We start from the raw sequence: 18,217 nt of genomic DNA, 5'->3' as shown, positions 1-18,217 counted from the left end.
GTACGAGATGTTGCAGCTGTAATTTTAGGTGCTGCTCTTTTTCCTAAAGACAAGATTGCCATAGCCGGAGCCGGCTTGGGGAACGGCGTCCGTGCGCACCTGGCGGTAGACGCTGACCTTGCCCACCAATTCAACGGGTCCGGCAGAGCCGACACGCCGCAGCAGCGCCTCGACCGAACGCAGCCGCTCGTAGCTGGGCTGGGCGGCGCCGAGTTCGACGGCAGCCAGGGCCAGCACGCGCTGGCGTACGGCGGGAGCCAGCTCACGCAGTGCTGCCTCGGGCAGCAGGATGGTGTCCGGATCCCCCGCTGCCGCGCTGCTTCCGGCGTCATTCACCACGCGCAGTCGGGCGTAGGTTTCGGCGCTGACGGTGTCGAGGTAGTCGGCGTCGTTCGCGAGGATACGTGAGGAACGGAACAGTGCCTCGGCGATTCCCGGGCCGAGTTTCTCCTCCAGGAACGGCAGCACCTCGGCCCGGACCCGGGACCGGGCGAAGGCAGGGTCCGCGTTTGTCGGATCAAACCAGGGGTCCAGGGCCTCGCTCTCGCAGATTTCCTCGGTCTCGCTGCGGCGCAGGGCCAGCAGCGGGCGCAGGTATTTGCCGCGGACTGGGCGCATGCCGGCCAGCGAGCGGGTGCCCGACCCGCGGGCCAGGCCCAGGAGCACCTGTTCGGCCTGGTCATCGAGGGTGTGGCCGAGCAGCACAGCGGCGGCTCCGGTCTCCTCGATGGCGGCATCGAGCGCCGCGTAGCGCACGGTTCGGGCCGCTGCCTCGGGCCCCATCCCGGTGGCAGGCACCGTGACGGTGCGGACCTGGACCGGATCAAGCCCCATGCTCTTCAGCTTGGCGGCGGCGGCAGCAGCGACGTCGGCGGAACCCGGCTGCAGGGCATGGTCGACGACGACGGCCCCCACCCGGTAGTCGCCGCGGCGGGCGAAGAAGGACGCTGCTGCGGCCAGCGCCAGGGAATCGGGGCCGCCGCTGCAGGCCACCAGCAGCAGCGGTGCAGGAGCGTCAGCGGTGCCGCGCGGCACCAGGCCGGCGTCGTTCAATGCTTCCCGGAGCAGGTTGCGGGCCTTGCCCAGTGTGGGGTTCAGCCGTTTCCGGGGCCGCCCGGCGCCGGAAGCGGAACGGCCTGAGGAATTGGGATCGGAAAATTCAGTTTCTTGCATGTGCACGTGCGGTTACAGTCCCATCCGGGTGGTCCAAAGTGACGGGTTGTGGATTTCGGCTTCAGTGGGGAGATTCTCCGGGCCTTCCCAGACCCGGTTGAACCCCTGCATGCCGGCGGAGTCGACCACGGCGCGGACAAACTTCGAGCCGTCCTTGTACTGGCGCATCTTGGCATCCATGCCCAGGATCTGGCGGAAGAAGCGGTCCAGCCAGCCGTGGCTCCGGCCGCGGGCATTAAACCGCTGCCGGATGGTCTTCACGCTGGGGACAACGCTGGCATCGACGGCGTCCATCACCACGTTCGCGTGCCCCTCGAGCAGGGACATCACGGCCGTCAGGTGCGACATCCGTTCCTTGTCCTCGGGGTCCTGCAGCAGGGACATGACGTCCAGCGGCCGCTTGGGGGTGCCGCCGCCGTCGTCGTTCCTGCTTCCCAGCGCCTCGCGGCCGGCCGGGGAGGCCAGCGACTTGGCCGCCTGGGCCAGCCGCTCGGATACCGTCTGGGCCTTGTCCATCAGTCCGTTGGTGAGCAGGCCGATCTGCTCGATCATGTGTTCGCGCAGCCAGGGAGCCGCCGCGAACTGCACCCGGTGGGTCTGCTCATGCAGGCAGACCCAGAGCCGGAAGTCCGCCGGGACCACGTTCAGTTCCCGTTCCAGGGCGATGATGTTCGGTGCCACCAGCAGCAGCCGCCCGCCGGCCGGACCACCTGGTGTCTTGGCCGAGAACGGGTCGTACTGCCCCAGAACCTTGGAGGAGAGGAAGGCCAGGACCGCGCCGAGCTGGGCGCCCGTGACGGTGCCGCTGATGGCGGTGTTGGCGTTTTTCAGCTCTTCCGCGTGCGTGCGGGCCAGGTTCTCAATGGCCGGGTTCATCAGGACGGCGAAACTCCGGGAATTGGATTTGGCCCAGGAGGCCCGGTCCACGATGAGGACTTCGGAATCACGCAGGTCGCGGGCGGCTTCCAGGCCGGTGATCCGGTGCACGTGGGTGACCGCTTCATCGGCCAGGAAACGCAGCTCCGCCACGGCTTCACGGATTTCCCGGCCGGACATCTTGGGGCCGGCCGAGACCAGGGTGGCCGCAGTTCCAGCGGCCAGGTCCCAGTTCACCAGTTCGGCGGCGGGCGGCGGTGCGGGGTGGCGCTGATAGCTCTCCATTGCTCCATCAGACCACAGTGCCGCCTGATTGGGAGGAGGGGTTCGCTGAACGCCGAACCTCTCAGCGGCACCCGCAGCCGGCCAGGACGGCGGCGGCGGCATCCACCGCGGCGCGGGCCTGCGCGGTGTTGGCGTCCAGGCCGTTCGCCACGAAGGCAAAGGCCAGGAGCCTGCCGTCGGCGTCGGTCACGAAGCCGCTGAGCGAGGTCACGGCGAGCAGGGTTCCGGTTTTGGCGCGGACCAGGCCTGCGGCGGATTCCGGGGCGGCAGGTGCGCCGTCGGCGTCCTCCGTGGAGTCCTCCAGCCCGGTGTCGTCGAACCGGTTGCTGAGGGTTCCGCTGAGGCCGGCAACCGGCAGTGACGAGGCAAGCCCGCGCAGGTCGTTGTTTTCGCTGGTCAGTGCCGCCTGCACGGTCCGGGCCAGTTGGCGGGCGCTGATTTCGGTTCCGGCGCCCAGCCCGGAGGCATCCGCGAGCACCATCGAAGCCGTGTCCACGCCCAAGCCGGAAACCGCGGACAGGATGGCCTGTGTTCCGCCGTCATAGGATCCCTCGGCGCCGTCGGCCAGGGCGGTCATCCGGGCCAGCGCCTCCGCCAGGTAGTTGTCGGAAATCAGCAGCATCTGCCGGACCTGCTCGCCCACGGTGGCCGATTCCACGGCCGCCAGGCGTTCGGCGCCGTCGCCTGCGGTTCCGCGTTCGATCACCGGATCGACCGCGATGCCGTACCCGGCGGCTGCAGTGCCCAGCGCCTGCCCGAAAGCCTCGGCGGCAGCCAGCGCCGCGTCATCGGTCCGGGGCCCGTTCTGGATGCCTTCGGTTGCCCACGCCGAGTTGATGGCCAGCGGATACAGCGCTGCAGCTTCCCCTGCCTCCACGTCGTCGATGTTCCAGGCCGGCGACAGGGCCGGGCCGGTGAACAGGGTGTCGTCGACGAGGATCCGGACCGTCTCCGGTGCGCCGGAGTTGGCTTCGGCCAGGGCTTTTGCAGTGTCTTCGGCCAGGTCCTGCAGGCCGGCGTGGCCCACCACCTCCTCGGGCTGCGAGGCGCCCGAGCCCAGCAGGACGTCGCCGCCGCCGGTGAGCACCACAGTGCCGGGTTCATCGCCGGCGACGACCGTGGTTTCAAAGCGGGTCCCGGCCCCGAGACTGGACAGCGCTGCTGCAGCGGTGAGGATCTTCAGGCTGGAGGCAGGCATCACGGGAGTGGTTCCGGCGCGGTCATAGAGCACCTCGCCGGTCAGTGCGTCGAGGACGGTTCCGTGGAATTCGCCGCTTCCGGCCACCATCAGTTCTGCGTCCAGCAGGGCAGCCAGCTCGTCTGCGGCCGGCAGCGGAGCGGAAAGGCCGGCCGGGGCGGGGAAGACGGGGCCGGCGGCGCCGAGCTGCAGCGGGGCCTGCTGGTAGGCGGGCACCGGCTCCTGCCGCTGCGGCTGCTTGTTCGCCAGCGCCGCCAGCACCGGCGGGCCGGCGTAGAGGCCCAGCGGCACCACCAGGGCGGCCAGGACAAGGGTCAGCAGGAGGCCGGAAAACACCCGTCCCATCGCTTCACCACTGCTTTCCGTTAGCCGCCTTCACTGCTCCAAGACAGCGATAACGGACCAAGACATATATCTTTAAGACTAGACCGGCGCCGCCGCCCGCATTGACGCGGACATTCCTGCGGCTGTTGGCGCGTTTACCAGCCTATGTTCACGGCGCCGTTTTTTCTTTGAACCGCCGCGTTCGCTAACCGTTTTGTGGTGCCTGAACGGCACTGCGCCAGAGGAGTATCCATGTCCATCACACTCGACGTCACCATCGAGATCCCCAAGGGATCCCGGGTCAAGTACGAAATCGATCACGAAACCCACCGCCTTCGCCTGGACCGCATCCTCTTCACGTCCATGGCCTACCCCACCCACTACGGCTACTTCGAGAACACCCTCGGCGAAGACGGCGATCCCCTGGACGCGCTGGTCATGCTGCAGGACTTCGACCTGATGCCGGGCGTGCTCGTCGAGTCCCGCCCGATCGGTGTGTTCAACATGGTTGACGACGGCGGCGGAGACGCCAAGGTTCTCTGCGTTCCGGTGGATCCGCGTTTTGACCACATCCAGGACATCTCGGATGTCTCCGATTTCCTGCTCGACGAGATCAAGCACTTCTTCACGAAGTACAAGGACCTGGAGCCGGGCAAGTGGGTTGAAGCCGCTGACTGGGCCGGCGTCGCAGACGCCGAGGCCGAGGTCAAGGCCTCCCTGGAGCGCTTCAAGGCACTCGGCGAAGCCAGCGAAGAGGACGAGCCCCAGGGCCGCGACGTCGACGCGAACCCCGACAACAACTAGGACTTCCTCCCGGTCCGCTCTGCGCGGGCCAGGCTAGCGCCCGACGGCGGCCGCCCCCTGAGCGGGGCGGCCGCCGTCGTCGTTTCTTGTACCCTGAGCCCCCATCCGGCTGACCGGAATCGAGTGTCGGGATCACGCCGCCTCCCGCCGTCGAGAGTGGGGCTCACGCCGCTTGTCGTGGATTTTTCCGGCACCAACCCGACAATCGGCGGATGCGGGAGGAGTTTTCCGTGGCGCGCCGCAACCGAAAGCGGTTGCATTTCGCGGGGCTCTGGCATGCTGAGGCCATGCATTACGTGCTGACCATTAATCAGCGGGACTCCCGCGAGGTCGGGGACCTGGTTCCGGACCTGATCCGTTCGCTGCGGCACCTTCCGGCTGTGGTGCCTTTCCAGCGCTCGGTGGGAGACGAGGCCCAGGGCGTCCTGGATGACGCCGGCGGTGCGGTAGACGCCGCCCTCATTGCCCTGCGGCAGCGCCGCTGGAATGTCGGCATCGGCGTGGGTGAACTGCGCCCGCCGCTGGCCGCGTCGGTCTTGGAGAACGAGGGCTTCGGCCTGGTCTACGCCCGGCGGGCGGTGGACCGGGCCCGGAAAACGGGTGAGCGCATTCCGCTGGCTGTGGACGGTCCGGACGGCGATATTGCGGCCGAGGCGCAGGCCGTATTGCGGCTGCTCGGGCAGATCGTGGCCAGCCGCACCGATGCCGAGTGGAAGGTCCTGGACCTGATGACGCCGGGCGCGCGCGGACAACAGAAGTATGTTGCCGAACTCCTGGGCATCACCACCCAGGCGGTCAGCAAGGCGGTGGTCCGGTCCCACTGGCAGGAGGAATGGGACACCCGGCCTGCAGCAGCCCGGCTGCTCAGCCTCAGCCGCGGACCCGCCTCGCTTCCGCCGGCCGCGCTGGCCTACTAGCTCCGGCCTGTAAGCGCGGGGCGCTCAGCACGCTGCCCGACTCGGCAGGCACCGGGGGCAGTGCCGGTTCCGGCTCAGCCCGGGAGCAGGCTTCGCAGCACAGAGGCTGCGCCGTCTTCGTAAACGGTTCCGGTGACCTCGTTGGCCGCTGCCAGCACTTCTTCCGGCGCCTGGCCCATGGCCACGCCGCGGGCGGCCCAGCCGAGCATCTCAATGTCATTGCGGCCATCGCCCATGGCGAGGGTGTACTTCCGGTCGATATCCAGCGCCGTGCGGACCTTTTCCAGGGCGCTGGCCTTGGTCACGCCCTCGGCCGCGATATCCAGCCAGGCCGTCCAGCCCACCGAGTAGGTGACACCGTGCAGGCCGATGGCCCGTACTGCCTCGCCGAACTGCTCTGCGGTGGAGTCGGTGCTGAAGACCACCACACGCACCGCCTTGGCGTTGCGCATCCGTTCAAAGTCCACGGCCTGGGCTACAACGCCGAAACTGGCATCCTGGAAGCGCTCGGTGGAGAGGAAGACGCCGTCGGAATCCTCCAGGGCGAATTTGGCGGTGGGCAGCTTCAGCCGCAGCGCATCCAGTGCCGGCTTGGGGTCAAAGACCACACGGTCCATGACTTCGTAGCCGTCGGGCAGCTCAGGATCGATATGCAGGGTCACGCCGCCGTTGGAGCAGACGCAGTAGCCCTCGGTGATGCCGAGACTTTCAAGGATCGGCAGCGCGGCGCCGTAGGAGCGGCCGGTGGCGATCACCAGTTGGTGGCCGGCGGCGACGGCGGCCGCTGCCGCTTCCCGGACTCCGGGGGACATGTGGCCGTCGTGGTCTACCAGGGTGCCGTCGACATCAAGGGCGACAAGATGGGTGTTTACTGGGGGATCTTGCCGGTCTTCGATGCCGGCGCTCGTCAAAGTAGTCATCGACCTATTTAAACACCAACGTGCAAATCGCAATAGGACGCGGTTCACATGGGGATAGTTTTGGGCCGATCGGAACCGGCCCGGTTCCGGCAGCGAACGCCGGAACCGGGCGCGTGCCTACAGGACGGGCAGGACTTCCAGGCCGCCGAGGTAAGGCCGCAGGGCGGCCGGCACGGTCACGGAACCGTCGGGGTTCTGGTGGTGCTCCAGGATGGCCACGATCCAGCGGGTGGTCGCCAGCGTGCCGTTAAGGGTGGCCACAGCGCGGGTGCCCTTGCCCTCTTCCTGGCGTTCGCGGATGTTCAGGCGCCGGGCCTGGAAGGTGGTGCAGTTGGAGGTGGAGGTCAGCTCGCGGTAGGCATTCTGGGTGGGGACCCAGGCCTCGCAGTCGAACTTCCGGGCCGCCGACATGCCCAGGTCGCCTGCGGCTGTATCGATGACCCGGTAGGGCAGCTCGACCTTGGCCAGCATTTCCTCTTCCCAGGCCAGCAGCCGCTGGTGCTCTGCGGCGGCGTCTTCGGGCTTGGTGTAAATGAACATCTCCACCTTGTTGAACTGGTGGACGCGGATGATGCCGCGGGTGTCCTTGCCGTGGGATCCGGCCTCGCGGCGGTAGCAGGAGGACCAGCCGGCGTAGCGGACCGGTCCGCCGTTCAGGTCGAGGATTTCGTCGGCGTGGTAACCCGCCAGCGGCACCTCGGACGTGCCCACGAGGTACAGGTCATCCTCGGCCAGGCGGTAGATCTCGGCGTCGTGTGCCACGTCGAAGCCGGTGCCGGCCATCGTCTCGGGCCGCACCAGGGTGGGGGTGATCATCGGAACAAAACCGGCCTGGATGGCCTGGTCCATGGCCATGTTCAGCAGGGCCAGCTCCAGGCGGGCGCCGACGCCGCGCAGGAAGTAGAAGCGGGAGCCGGAGACCTTGGCGCCGCGTTCCATGTCGATGGCACCCAGCAGTTCGCCGATTTCCAGGTGGTCGCGGGGCTTGAAGCCCTCGGCCTCGAAGTCGCGGGGCTTGCCGACCGTCTTGATGACCTCGAAGTCATCTTCGCCTCCGGCGGGGGCGCCGTCCTGCACCAGGTTCGGGATCCGGCGCAGCAGCGCGTCGGATTCAGCGCCGGCGGCATCGGCTTCGGCGCCGGCCACCTTGACGGCAGCGGCGAGTTCCTTGACCTCGGCCAGGAGGGCCTGCTTCTCCTCACCCTTGGCCTTGGCGACCCGCTTGCCGAAGGCATTCTGCTCGGCGCGCAGGTTCTCAAACCGGGTGCGCGAGTCGCGGCGGGCGGAGTCGGCAGCAATGATCGCATCGACCAGGGACTCGTCCGCTTGGCGGGCGCGCTGGGAGGCTCGGAATTTGTCAGGGTTTTCGCGGAGCTCATTAACATCGATCACGGTTCAAGAGTACCCAAAACGCCGCGGGGCCAAGGCATCCGGGTCCACGTTAGGGTGGGAACCACTATGTCCCCCCTCCTGATATCCATACTGGCACTGCTGGCCGCTGTCCTCGTGGCACTGGCAGTGGGCGTGGAGGCGCGGCGGCGGCGCCGGCTGGCCGCCGGCAAAAGGGTCATCAGGCCCCTGGCCCCGGGACACCAGAAAGTGGCGATGGTGCTCAATCCCGTCAAGGTCCAGGCACCGGCGGCGCGGGTACTGCTGGCCCAGGCCTGCGAGCTGGCCGGCTGGGATCCGCCCATGATCCTGGAAACCACTATTGAGAGTCCCGGCTATGAGCAGGCGCGCCAGGCGCTGGCGCTGGGGGCCGACGTCGTTCTGGCGGCGGGCGGCGACGGCACCATCCGGGAGGTCGCCCGTGCCCTGGCCAGCACCCCTGCAGCGCTCGGCCTGCTGCCCCTGGGGACCGGCAACCTGTTCGCCCGGAACCTGGACCTGCCGGTGGCTGACCTGCCGGCGGCGATCGGCACGGCGCTCCACGGGCAGGACCGGCGCGTGGACATGGGGTCGATCGAGTTGGAAAACGCCGTCACGGGGGAACGCAGCAGCAGCGTCTTCCTGGTGATGGGCGGCATCGGGCTGGACGCCGAGGTGGTGGCTGCCACGCGGGACAACCTGAAAAAGAGCGTGGGCTGGCTGGCGTACGGGGAGGCCGGAGTCCGGCTGCTGCCGGGGCGGCGGACCAAGATGAGCGTCTCGGTGGACGGAGGGCCGGCACGGGTGCTCAAGGTCCGCAGCATCCTGTTCGCCAACCTGGGGCGACTGCCGGCCGGGATCGATTTCATCCCCGAAGCGAGCATGGATGACGGGCTGCTGGACGTGGTGGCGATGAGTCCGCGCAGCCTTGCCGGCTGGTTCTGGGTGGCCGGGAAAGTGGTCACCGGCTCCCGCCGGGAGATCCCGGTGATCAGCTATCAGCGGGCCCGGACAGTGGAGATCCGCGTCGCGAGCCCCACGCAGACCCAGCTGGACGGCGATCTCACCGGACCGGCCACCAAGGTACTGGTCCGGGTCGATCCGCTGGCGCTGCTGGTCCGGGCGCCTTCCCCGAACCAGCAGCAGCCGGTTCCCCCGCTGGCGGCGGGGGCGAGGCGGGGCTAGTCCTGCGTGCCCTCGGCGTCGGTGTAGCCGCCCTCGGCGGCGGATCCCTTGGTCCCCTTGCCGTCCGCGTCATCCTTGTCGGTGTATTCACCTTCGTCGTCGCGATTGACGGAAGCGGGTGAACCCTGCTCGCGGATCAGCTGCTCTTCCTCGGCGAAACGGATGTCGTTGCCCTGGTCGGCGGCATCGCCGCGCCAGTTGTCGTCACCCGTGGACTGTCCGCTGGGCTTGGGATCGGTCAGCTGTTCTTCCTCATTGGGGTGCTCAGACATTCGCGTTCCTTCCTCACTACGGTTCAGGACCCGTACCGGGCCTGTGGTCTGTGCGGCGTACCGCACATTTACCATCAGCATACTGATGAATCGTGCCGGCGGGAAAGCCGGACCCACATCTTCATGCTGAGAGCATCACGCGCACGGCGGTTTCCGAAGCGGAGAATCCCGCCACCTCAATCTCTTGTCCCGTCAGTGCTTCCTGGCCGTTTCCTCCCGTGAGGCTAGTCCTTGTACAGGTCCTCAAGCCAGAGGTCCGCTGCATGGAATGCCTCGTCGCTGGTGTGCTTGGGAATCTCAGGCTCGCGCTGGTCAGCCCGCGGATAGGATCCCAGGAATCTCAGGTTGGGGCTGATCCGGTGCAGGCCCTTCAGCGCGTCTGCCATCCGGGCGTCATATACGTGGCCGTCGGCGTCGATGCTGAAGAAGTAATCACCCAGGAACAGGCCAGTGGGGCGGGACTCGATCCTGCTGAGGTTCACGCCGCGGGCAGAGAACTGATCGAGGATTTCCATCAGCGCCCCCGGATGATCCTCAGGCAGCGGCACCACCAACGTGGTTTTGTCTGCCCCGGTAGGTTCGGGCAGGGGTCCGCCCCGGCTCAGCAGGACAAAGCGCGTGACGGCGTCGGCGACGTCGCCAATGTCGCTGCGCAGCACCTGCAGGCCAAGCCGCTCCGCCACCAGGGGTGAGCAGATGGCGGCGTCGTAGGCGGGCTCCGCCGCCTGCAGGCCCACGGCTGCGGCTGCGGTGGAGGATGCAGGGAGATATTCCGCATGCGGAATATTCTTTTCGGCCCAGTCCCGGCACTGCGCCCAGGCGTGCGAGTGGGTGGACACCGTGGCGATGCCTGCCAGCTCCAGGCCGGGCCGGACGGCCAGGACAAAGGTGATGGGAACCAGGATTTCCCGCCGGATCCGCAGCGGATCGCCGGCCGAAATGGCGTCGAGGGTGGCGCTCACGCCACCCTCGACCGAGTTTTCAATCGGTACGACGGCGGCATCCGCCCGGCCGTCGCGGACCATCTCCAGCGCGGCGGTCACACTCGTGGCGGGAATCCGCTCGGCGTCGGCTGCACCGGGAACCTGCAGGAGCGCGGCTTCAGTGAACGTGCCCTCCGGCCCGAGGTAGGTGTAGGTCCACCCCTTGCCGCCGGCGCCGCCGGCGGCATCTGCGCTGGGAGAAGGGATCATACGACGGTGGGGTCCTGCCCGTTGTCGGAAACCATGGGCTTCCCGGCTTCCAGCCAGGCTCCCATGCCGCCCTTGACGTTCACCACGGAATAGCCGTGGGATTCCAGCCAGGCCGCGGCACGGGAGCTGCGGCCCCCGGTGCGGCAAATGACTGCGACATCCTGGTCCGGGTCCAGTTCCTCAAAGCGCTCCGGCAGGGTATCGAGCGGAATATGTACGGCGCCGTCGACATGCCCGGCTTCCCATTCATAGTCCTCGCGCACGTCCAAAATCCGGGCGTTCGGTCCGATGGCATCCACGGATACGTTTTCCATTTTCGAAGATCCTGTCCTTAGGTTCCAGCATGGCTCGGGGCCGGCGGCGGCTCGCCGTTTCCCGGCCCGGAAAGTCAACTTCCTCCCAGCCTATAGTGGGAGCCCTGCCCGGAAAATATTTCCCCCGTCCGAAGGAGTCACATGCCCGCTCATCCGGATCCGGTCCCGCCCGCGGGGCTGCACGGACTCACCGCGTTGGCGCTGCGGGACCATCTCGCTTCGGGCGAGGTCAGCGCGCGGGAAGTAACCGCACATTTCCTGGAGCGCATCGAGGAGAAGAACCCGGACCTGGGCGCCTTCCTGCTTGTCACGCCCGATGCCGCCCTGCGCGAAGCGGCGGCTGCCGACGAGCTTTTTGCCCGCGGCGGACCACTGGGCCCGCTCCACGGCATGCCCCTGGCACACAAGGACCTCACCGACGTCGCGGGCGTCCCCACAACACTGGGCACTGCAGCGCTGCCGCCTTATGTTCCCGAATCGGACAGCCCCCTGCCAGCCGTCCTGCGCCGGGCAGGGGCGATCAGCCTGGGCAAGACGCAGGTGCCGGAGTTTGGCCTGAGCAGCTACAGCGAGAACCTGGTGGGAGCGCCGGCCCGGAATCCGCTGGATCCGACCCGCAGCCCGGGCGGCTCCAGCGGCGGCAGCGCCGCCGCAGTGGCAGCGGGACTGCTTCCTTTCGCGCCGGGGACGGACGGCGGCGGGTCGGTGCGGATTCCGGCGGCGGCAACCGGCCTGGTCGGGCTGAAGCCCAACCGCGGGAGGGTGCCCTCCGGCGCCGGGCAGAATGACCTGGGCCAGTTTGTGGTGGCCGGACCGCTGGCCCGCACCGCGGCCGACGCGGCGCTGCTGCTGGACGCGATGGTCGCCGAACCCAACCACCACGCGACGTCCGCTGCCGCCGTCGACGGCTCCTTCCTCGCCGCGGCGCAACGCGCCGAAGGACGCTTCCGGATCGGAGTAAGCACGCTTTCACCGTTTTCCTCCCGCCTGGAAATCACCCTGGACCCGGAAGCGGTGCAGGCCCTGGAGGCAGGGGTCGGCGCCCTCACGGGTGCAGGGCACGACGTCGTTGACGCGGAAGTGGGGTACGACGCCCGCTATCCGGAGGCCTTCCAGACCGTTTGGACGGCTGGGCTGGCAACGCTGGAGCTGCCGCCGGGCGGCGAGGAGCGGCTGACACCGCTGACGGCGGCGGTACGCCGCCGCGCAATGCAGCGCTCCGCTGCCGACCTGGTGGCGGCCATCGACGTCCTGCGCCGCTTCGAGGAAGACACCATCCGCGCCTACGGCCGGTACGACATGATCCTCACCCCGGCACTGGGGATGATTCCGCGGCCGCTGGGCTGGTACCGGGATGACTCGCTGGGCGGGGATGCGCAGGGCCTGGAGGACTATGACCGGCAGTGCCGCTATTCGCCCTTCACCTCGATGGTGAACGTCTGCGGGCTGCCGGCCATCACCGTCCCGACCCTGCGCACCGCGGGCGGGCTGTCCATGGGAATCCAGCTGATCGGGCGGCCCGGCGCGGAGGCCCAATTGCTCGCGGTGGCCGCCCAGCTGGGAAAGTGAGCGCAGATTTTATCCCACGCCACCGGATGCATCGGCCCGCACCACGTAACAGTGTGGCGGGGGACCGTTTCCGAGGAGACATTAAACACAGCTGCCATGCCGGCCGTGCCGAAAACGCCTAGAAACGCCTAGAAACCGCGAATCCCGGCGCCGGGTCCGCACATACGCCGGTGCGAATATGTGTGGGTGAGTTCTAATCCCAGCACCTCAGCCGCTCCGCCGGCCCGCAAATCCTTCTTCGGCCATCCCCGCATGTTGGCGAACCTCTTCAGCGTCGAGCTGTGGGAACGGTTCTCCTTCTACGGCATGCAGGGCATCCTCCTGTACTACATGTACTACTCGGTCGCCGAGGGCGGCCTGGGTATCAACATGGCAGTCGCCACCGGCCTTGTCGGTGCGTACGGGGGTGGCGTGTATCTGTCCACCATCCTGGGTGCCTGGGTTGCGGACCGCCTGCTCGGTTCCGAACGTGTCCTGTTCTACTCGGCAATCATCATCGTGCTGGGCCATATCTCCCTGGCCGTGTTGCCCGGTGCAGCAGGACTGGCCGCCGGCCTGATCCTGATCGCACTCGGCTCCGGCGGGCTGAAGGCCAATGCCACGTCGCTGGTGGGCACCCTGTACGCCGAGAAGGATGAGCGCCGCGACGCCGGCTTCTCCATCTTCTACATGGGCATCAACCTCGGTGCCCTGGTGGGGCCGATCCTCACCGGCCTGGTGCAGAACGCCTGGGGCTTCCACTTCGGCTTCGGCCTGGCTGCCCTCGGCATGATCGTCGGCCTGACCCAGTACGGCATGACCCGCAAGTACCTGCCCGAAACCGCCCACCAGGTCAGCAACCCGCTGCCCCGCAACAAGTTCAACAAGGTCATTGCGCTCACCCTGGGTGCGATCGTGCTGATCGTCCTGGCCGTGGCCCTGGGCCTGCTGACGGCCGAAAACCTGGCTCCGGTGATGGCCACCGTGGCCATCCTGGCCTCCATCGGTTACTTCGTGGTGATCCTGACCAGCAAGAAGGTGAACAAGCTCGAGCGCCGCCGCGTGTACTCGTTCATGCCGCTGTTCATTGCCAGCGCCGCATTCTGGGCCCTGTTCCAGCAGCAGTTCACCGTGGTCGCCATCTACGCCGACACGTCACTGAACCGCAACCTGTTCGGCTGGGAAATGCCGCCGAGCTTTGTGCAGTCCATCAACCCGGTCTTCATCATCGTCTTCGCCGCGGTCTTCGCCACTGTGTGGACGAAGCTGGGCGACAAGCAGCCGTCCTCCCCGCTGAAGTTTGCCCTCGGCCTGGCTGTCATGGGCCTCGCGTTCCTGGCGTTCATTCCGTTCTCCGGCGGCGGCCCGGGCAGCACCCCGCTGCTGGCTCTGGCCGGCATCCTGCTGCTGTTCACCTTTGCCGAACTGTTCCTGTCGCCGATCGGCCTGTCGGTCGCTACCAAGCTGGCGCCGACCATTTTCCGGACCCAGATGGTGGCACTGTTCTTCCTGTCCGTTTCGCTGGGCACCACCCTGGCCGGCTGGCTGGCACAGTTCTACGATCCGGCCACTGAAGTGACCTACTTCGCGTTCAGCGGCATCACCGCCATCGTCCTGGGCATTGCCCTGGCCGTGGCCAGCCCCGCCATCAAGAAGCTGATGGGCAGCGTGCGCTAAGCACCCGGCTCCACCGGCCCTTCGCGGCCAAACAAACGACGACGACGGCACCCGCCGCCGTCGTCGTTTGTTTGTGTCGATGGTCCCGGCCGCCCTTCTGCCCGAAAGGGCGAATGTTTGGCATGCTTAGGGGTATGGCTAACCGCGCGGGCACAGTTGCCCAACCCTCCGACCTTGTAGACCTGACGAAGCTGCTGGATGCCTATGCCGACATCCGGCCGGATATGGACGACCCCGCGCAGCGCGTGGTCTTCGGCACCTCCGGGCACCGCGGCTCCTCCCTGAACGGCGCCTTCAACGAGCCGCATATTGCCGCCATCACCCAGGCGATCGTGGAATACCGCAACGGGCAGGGCATCACCGGCCCGCTGTTCATGGGCAAGGACACCCACGCCCTGTCCGAGCCCGCGCAGAACACCGCCCTGGAGGTGCTCGCCGGCAACTCCGTGAATGTCCTGATTGACGCCCGCAACGGATTCACGCCCACGCCCGCGCTCAGCCACGCCATCCTGAAGTACAACGCCGGTCGCACCGACCAGGCCGACGGCATCATCATCACCCCCTCGCACAATCCCCCGGCCGACGGCGGTTTCAAGTACAACCCGCCCACGGGCGGCCCGGCCGGCTCCGAGGCCACGAACTGGATTGCCAACCGCGCCAACGAACTGCTCGAGGACGGACTGCGCGGCGTGCGGCGCATTCCGCTCGGCGAGGCCCGGCTGGCCGATTCCGTGGGCACCTACGACTTCCTGCAGAACTACGTCCAGGACCTGCCCTCGGTCCTGGACCTGGATGCCATCCGCGGTTCCGGCCTGCACATCGGCGCCGATCCGCTCGGTGGAGCATCGGTGGACTACTGGGGCGCCATTGCCGAAGCGCACCAGCTGAACCTGAGCGTGGTCAACCCGAATGTGGACCCGCAGTGGGCGTTCATGACCCTGGACTGGGACGAGAAGATCCGGATGGACTGCTCCTCCCCCTATGCCATGGCCTCGCTGATCTCCCGCGCCAACGAATACGACATCGCCACCGGCAACGACGCCGACGCCGACCGGCACGGGATCGTGACCCCGGATGCCGGGCTGATGAACCCCAACCACTATCTGGCCGTGGCCATCGACTACCTCTACCGGAACCGGTCTGACTGGCCGGAAAACGCGGTGGTGGGCAAGACCCTGGTCTCCTCCTCGATGATCGACCGGGTGGCCGGCGACCTGGGCCGGACCCTGATGGAGGTGCCGGTGGGCTTCAAGTGGTTCGTTCCGGGCCTGCTCTCGGGCGAGGCGGCCTTCGGCGGCGAGGAATCCGCCGGCGCTTCCTTCCTGCGCCGGGACGGCAAGGCGTGGACCACCGACAAGGACGGCATCCTGCTGGCCCTGCTGGCCTCGGAAATCACCGCCGTCACGGGCAAGACGCCGTCGCAGCGCTACCGCGAACTGACCACCGCGTTCGGTGACCCCGAATACGCCCGCGTGGATGCCCCGGCCAGCCGGGAACAGAAGGCGGCACTGGCCAAGCTCTCGCCGTCGGACGTCACCGCCACCACGCTGGCCGGCGAGGAGATTACCGCCCGGCTCACCGAGGCGCCCGGCAACGGCGCCCCCATCGGCGGGCTGAAGGTCACCACCGAGAACGCCTGGTTCGCTGCCCGCCCCTCCGGCACCGAGGACGTGTACAAGATCTACGCCGAGTCCTTCAAGGGACTCGAGCACCTGCGCACCGTCCAGGCCGAGGCCAAGGCGATTGTGGACGGTGTGATCTCCTAGCTGCCCCGTTGACCCTGGCCCGCGGGGGCCAGGGTCAACGCCGGGACGGCGTGGCCCGGGTAGCCAGGCTCAGAGCAGCCGGCGCAGCAGCCGGGCCTTGATGCCGTTGTACGGCGGGTAGGCCACCTTCAGCGTGTCCAGCGCGGTGCCCTTGGTGAACACCGGCCGCAGCTGGCTGAACGTGTCGAACGTGTACTTGCCGTGGTAGGCGCCGGTGCCGCTGGCTCCGGCGCCGCCAAACGGCAGGCCGGGAACAGCGAGCTGCACCGTGCTCACATTGTGGTTCACGCTGCCGGCCCGCACGCCCCGTTCGAAGGCCTGCCGTGCCGGCGCGGACTGCGTATACAGGTACGAGGCCAACGGGACCGGGCGGGCGTTGATGAAGGCCATTGCCTCTTCAAGGTCCTTAACCGTGAGCACGGGCAGGATCGGTCCGAAAATCTCTTCCTGCATCACGGCGGAGTCCGGAGAGACCTCGGTCAGGATGGTCGGTTCCAGGTAAAGCGAATCCCGGTCCCCGCGGCCGCCGGCCAGTACGGTTCCGCTGTCCAGCAGCCCGTGCAGCCGGTCCCAGTGCTGGGCGTTGATGATCCGGCCCAGGTCGGCGCTCTTGGCCGGATCCTTGCCGAAGAGCCCGGCCAGCTCTTTGACCAGGGCCTTGCACAGCTTCGGCGCCGCCGCCTCGGTGACCAGCACGTAGTCCGGGGCCACGCAGGTCTGTCCGGCGTTGAGCAGCTTGCCGTAGAGCAGCCGCCGGGCAATGGCGGTGAAGTTTCCATCCAGCACCACTGCCGGCGACTTTCCGCCCAGTTCCAGGGTGACCGGGGTCAGGTACCGGGCCGCGGCCTGCAGCACCACGCGGCCCACCCGTTCCCCGCCGGTGAAGAAAATGTGGTCAAAGCGTTCGGCCAGCAGTGCCGTGCTGGCCTCCTGCCCGCCTTCCACGACGACGACGGCGTCCGGGTCCAGATACTGCGGGAGCAGCGCGGCGATGACGCGCGAGGTGGCCGGCGCCAGCTCGCTGGGTTTGAGCACTGCTGCGTTCCCCGCAGCCAGCGCACCGATCAGCGGAGCCAGCAGCAGCTGCACCGGATAGTTCCACGGCGCGATGATGAGCACTACGCCCAACGGCTGGGGTTCGGTCTTGGCCGAGGCAGGCTGCAGGCCCAGCGGAACCGGAACCTTGGTGCTGCGCGTCCACTGCGAGAGGTGCTTGAGCGCGTACTCCGCTTCGCTGCGGGTGATGGAAAGTTCGGTCAGGTATCCCTCGAGCGGATTCTTCCCCAGGTCGGCGGCCAGGGCGGCACTGAACTCGGCCTCGCGGTCAGCCAGCATCCGGATCAGGCCCTGCAGCTGCTCCCGGCGCCAGGCCAGCGGCCTGGTCCGGCCGGCGTCGTACGCCCTGCGGACCGCAGCAACGGTGGCGCTGACGGCGGCCTCGGGATGGGCTTCGGAGGTCTCCTCCACGGACACTGCGCTCATCGGCGCGTCTCCGCGGAGGGAGCAGCAGACTCAGCCGCGGACGGCGTTTCGGGCCGGCCGGTGAAGTGGTCCATGGACTGGTACACCTTGAAGACCCGCCCGGCGACGACGTCCCACAGCGGCTGCGGCAGCAGCCCGCGCAGGGCGCTGCCCAGCGGCACGGTCCACGGCAGCTGGATCCGGGCCTTGCCGGCCATCAGCGCAGCCCAGGCCCGGTCCACCACGTAGGCCGGCTCCATCAGGGGCGTCATCAGCGGCCCGCGGGCGCCGGCAAACATGCCGGTCTTGATGTAGCTGGGAATCAGGGTGGTCACCATCACGTGTCCGTTGCCGGATTCGGCCAGTTCCAGGCGCAGGGAATCACTCCAGCCGATGACGGCCCACTTGGAGGCGGTATAGACGCTCATCTTGGGCACGGACAGGGTGCCCGACGCCGACGCCACGTTCAGGATGCGGGCCGGGGTGCGGCGGGCGATCATCTGGGGCAGGAACGCCCGGGTGATCTGCATCGGCGCGAGCGTATTGACCTGCATGACGGCGTCGATGTCGGCTTCCGGGTCGTGCTCCCAGAAGTACTTGCCGCGGACGATGCCGGCATTGTTGATCAGCACGTCAGGGACGCCGGCGTCGTCAATGACGCGCGCGGCGGCGGCCGTTACCTCCGGCAGGGAACTGACGTCCAGGGCGTAGGGGTGGACGGCGCTGCCGCCCATTCCCCGCAGATCAGCCGCTGTGGCCTCCAGCGCCTCGGCATTGCGGTCCCAGAGCACCACGTGCGCGGCGCCGTCGCGCACCGCCCGCTCCGCGTAGAGCCTGCCCATACCCATTGCCGCGCCGGTGATAAGCACCGTGGCGCCCGAGGCTGAAATTCCCATGCTGATCCGTCCATTCGCGGCGGGCCGCCGAGGAGACCCG

16 protein-coding genes are annotated in these 18,217 nt (G+C 67.9%); 6 read left to right on the top strand and 10 right to left on the bottom strand.

The genetic code is table 11. The annotated features are described in order from the left end of the window. Window positions 1-24: 24 nt before the first annotated feature. The 3 genes from tilS to dacB form a co-directional block, all read right to left on the bottom strand. On the bottom strand, window positions 25-1,173 hold the full coding sequence (gene tilS / locus KKR91_RS00425) for a tRNA lysidine(34) synthetase TilS (RefSeq protein WP_210227019.1): 1,149 nt from the start codon (window positions 1,171-1,173) through the stop codon (window positions 25-27). Between the two features lie 12 nt (window positions 1,174-1,185). Beyond that, complete coding sequence (locus tag KKR91_RS00420) at window positions 1,186-2,334, bottom strand: zinc-dependent metalloprotease (protein WP_210227021.1); 1,149 nt, start codon at window positions 2,332-2,334, stop codon at window positions 1,186-1,188. A gap of 61 nt (window positions 2,335-2,395) precedes the next feature. Next, window positions 2,396-3,877, bottom strand: a complete 1,482-nt coding sequence (gene dacB / locus KKR91_RS00415; RefSeq protein ID WP_237687435.1) for a D-alanyl-D-alanine carboxypeptidase/D-alanyl-D-alanine endopeptidase — start codon at window positions 3,875-3,877, stop codon at window positions 2,396-2,398. 231 nt (window positions 3,878-4,108) lie between these two features. On the opposite strand from dacB, the gene KKR91_RS00410 reads away from it, so the two are divergent. Beyond that, a complete protein-coding gene (locus tag KKR91_RS00410) occupies window positions 4,109-4,660 on the top strand; it encodes an inorganic diphosphatase (protein WP_237688217.1) in 552 nt (183 codons plus the stop codon). Window positions 4,661-4,947: 287 nt separating this feature from the next. Beyond that, on the top strand, window positions 4,948-5,577 hold the full coding sequence (locus tag KKR91_RS00405; protein WP_210228190.1) for a hypothetical protein: 630 nt from the start codon (window positions 4,948-4,950) through the stop codon (window positions 5,575-5,577). A gap of 74 nt (window positions 5,578-5,651) precedes the next feature. Here the strand turns inward: KKR91_RS00405 and KKR91_RS00400 are convergent, their stop codons facing one another. Both KKR91_RS00400 and serS read right to left on the bottom strand, forming a co-directional pair. Next, a complete protein-coding gene (locus KKR91_RS00400; protein ID WP_210227023.1) occupies window positions 5,652-6,497 on the bottom strand; it encodes an HAD family hydrolase in 846 nt (281 codons plus the stop codon). Window positions 6,498-6,614: 117 nt separating this feature from the next. Further along, window positions 6,615-7,889, bottom strand: coding sequence for a serine--tRNA ligase (gene serS / locus KKR91_RS00395; protein WP_210227025.1), 1,275 nt, complete (start codon window positions 7,887-7,889; stop codon window positions 6,615-6,617). Between the two features lie 66 nt (window positions 7,890-7,955). Here serS and KKR91_RS00390 point away from each other — a divergent pair, with 66 nt between their 5' ends. Beyond that, window positions 7,956-9,050, top strand: a complete 1,095-nt coding sequence (locus KKR91_RS00390) for a diacylglycerol/lipid kinase family protein (RefSeq protein WP_210227027.1) — start codon at window positions 7,956-7,958, stop codon at window positions 9,048-9,050. Here the strand turns inward: KKR91_RS00390 and KKR91_RS00385 are convergent. From KKR91_RS00385 to KKR91_RS00375, 3 genes are all read right to left on the bottom strand, one after another. Further along, complete coding sequence (locus KKR91_RS00385) at window positions 9,047-9,322, bottom strand: hypothetical protein (protein ID WP_210227029.1); 276 nt, start codon at window positions 9,320-9,322, stop codon at window positions 9,047-9,049. The genes KKR91_RS00390 and KKR91_RS00385 overlap by 4 nt on opposite strands. A 224-nt stretch (window positions 9,323-9,546) precedes the next feature. After that, complete coding sequence (pheA, locus tag KKR91_RS00380) at window positions 9,547-10,515, bottom strand: prephenate dehydratase (protein WP_210227031.1); 969 nt, start codon at window positions 10,513-10,515, stop codon at window positions 9,547-9,549. Next, window positions 10,512-10,829, bottom strand: a complete 318-nt coding sequence (locus KKR91_RS00375) for a rhodanese-like domain-containing protein (protein WP_210227033.1) — start codon at window positions 10,827-10,829, stop codon at window positions 10,512-10,514. The genes pheA and KKR91_RS00375 overlap by 4 nt, the downstream gene beginning before the upstream one ends. Before the next feature lie 141 nt (window positions 10,830-10,970). On the opposite strand from KKR91_RS00375, the gene KKR91_RS00370 reads away from it, so the two are divergent. The 3 genes from KKR91_RS00370 (at window position 10,971) to pgm (ending at window position 15,820) form a co-directional block, all read left to right on the top strand. Further along, complete coding sequence (locus tag KKR91_RS00370) at window positions 10,971-12,398, top strand: amidase (RefSeq protein ID WP_210227035.1); 1,428 nt, start codon at window positions 10,971-10,973, stop codon at window positions 12,396-12,398. Between the two features lie 186 nt (window positions 12,399-12,584). Beyond that, window positions 12,585-14,054 (top strand): peptide MFS transporter, encoded by a 1,470-nt coding sequence (locus tag KKR91_RS00365; protein WP_273544905.1) that lies wholly within the window; start codon window positions 12,585-12,587, stop codon window positions 14,052-14,054. 134 nt (window positions 14,055-14,188) lie between these two features. Then, window positions 14,189-15,820: a phosphoglucomutase (alpha-D-glucose-1,6-bisphosphate-dependent) gene (gene pgm / locus KKR91_RS00360; RefSeq protein WP_210227037.1), complete on the top strand. Its 1,632-nt coding sequence runs from the start codon at window positions 14,189-14,191 to the stop codon at window positions 15,818-15,820. 69 nt (window positions 15,821-15,889) lie between these two features. On the opposite strand, the gene KKR91_RS00355 is transcribed toward pgm, so the two are convergent. Together KKR91_RS00355 and KKR91_RS00350 are read right to left on the bottom strand one after the other, a co-directional pair. Then, on the bottom strand, window positions 15,890-17,302 hold the full coding sequence (locus KKR91_RS00355; protein WP_210227038.1) for an aldehyde dehydrogenase family protein: 1,413 nt from the start codon (window positions 17,300-17,302) through the stop codon (window positions 15,890-15,892). Then, complete coding sequence (locus KKR91_RS00350; RefSeq protein ID WP_210227039.1) at window positions 17,299-18,177, bottom strand: SDR family NAD(P)-dependent oxidoreductase; 879 nt, start codon at window positions 18,175-18,177, stop codon at window positions 17,299-17,301. Before KKR91_RS00350 ends, KKR91_RS00355 begins: the two co-directional genes overlap by 4 nt. Between the last annotated feature and the right edge of the window lie 40 nt (window positions 18,178-18,217).

Origin of the sequence: Arthrobacter jiangjiafuii, assembly GCF_018622995.1 — a bacterium.
GTDB lineage: Bacteria > Actinomycetota > Actinomycetes > Actinomycetales > Micrococcaceae > Arthrobacter_B > Arthrobacter_B jiangjiafuii.
This window is presented reverse-complemented; position numbering and strand designations above follow the sequence as displayed.

Bases quoted from the DNA above. Each gene is read 5' to 3' on its own strand.
- KKR91_RS00400 (WP_210227023.1), bottom strand. From the start codon at position 6,497: ATGACTACTTTGACGAGCGCCGGCATCGAAGACCGGCAAGATCCCCCA.
- KKR91_RS00375 (WP_210227033.1), bottom strand. From the start codon at position 10,829: ATGGAAAACGTATCCGTGGATGCCATCGGACCGAACGCCCGGATTTTG.
- KKR91_RS00390 (WP_210227027.1), top strand. From the start codon at position 7,956: ATGTCCCCCCTCCTGATATCCATACTGGCACTGCTGGCCGCTGTCCTC.
- pgm (WP_210227037.1), top strand. From the start codon at position 14,189: ATGGCTAACCGCGCGGGCACAGTTGCCCAACCCTCCGACCTTGTAGAC.
- KKR91_RS00420 (WP_210227021.1), bottom strand. From the start codon at position 2,334: ATGGAGAGCTATCAGCGCCACCCCGCACCGCCGCCCGCCGCCGAACTG.
- KKR91_RS00410 (WP_237688217.1), top strand. From the start codon at position 4,109: ATGTCCATCACACTCGACGTCACCATCGAGATCCCCAAGGGATCCCGG.
- KKR91_RS00385 (WP_210227029.1), bottom strand. From the start codon at position 9,322: ATGTCTGAGCACCCCAATGAGGAAGAACAGCTGACCGATCCCAAGCCC.
- KKR91_RS00350 (WP_210227039.1), bottom strand. From the start codon at position 18,177: ATGGGAATTTCAGCCTCGGGCGCCACGGTGCTTATCACCGGCGCGGCA.
- KKR91_RS00405 (WP_210228190.1), top strand. From the start codon at position 4,948: ATGCATTACGTGCTGACCATTAATCAGCGGGACTCCCGCGAGGTCGGG.
- dacB (WP_237687435.1), bottom strand. From the start codon at position 3,877: ATGGGACGGGTGTTTTCCGGCCTCCTGCTGACCCTTGTCCTGGCCGCC.
- pheA (WP_210227031.1), bottom strand. From the start codon at position 10,515: ATGATCCCTTCTCCCAGCGCAGATGCCGCCGGCGGCGCCGGCGGCAAG.
- KKR91_RS00355 (WP_210227038.1), bottom strand. From the start codon at position 17,302: ATGAGCGCAGTGTCCGTGGAGGAGACCTCCGAAGCCCATCCCGAGGCC.
- KKR91_RS00370 (WP_210227035.1), top strand. From the start codon at position 10,971: ATGCCCGCTCATCCGGATCCGGTCCCGCCCGCGGGGCTGCACGGACTC.
- tilS (WP_210227019.1), bottom strand. From the start codon at position 1,173: ATGCAAGAAACTGAATTTTCCGATCCCAATTCCTCAGGCCGTTCCGCT.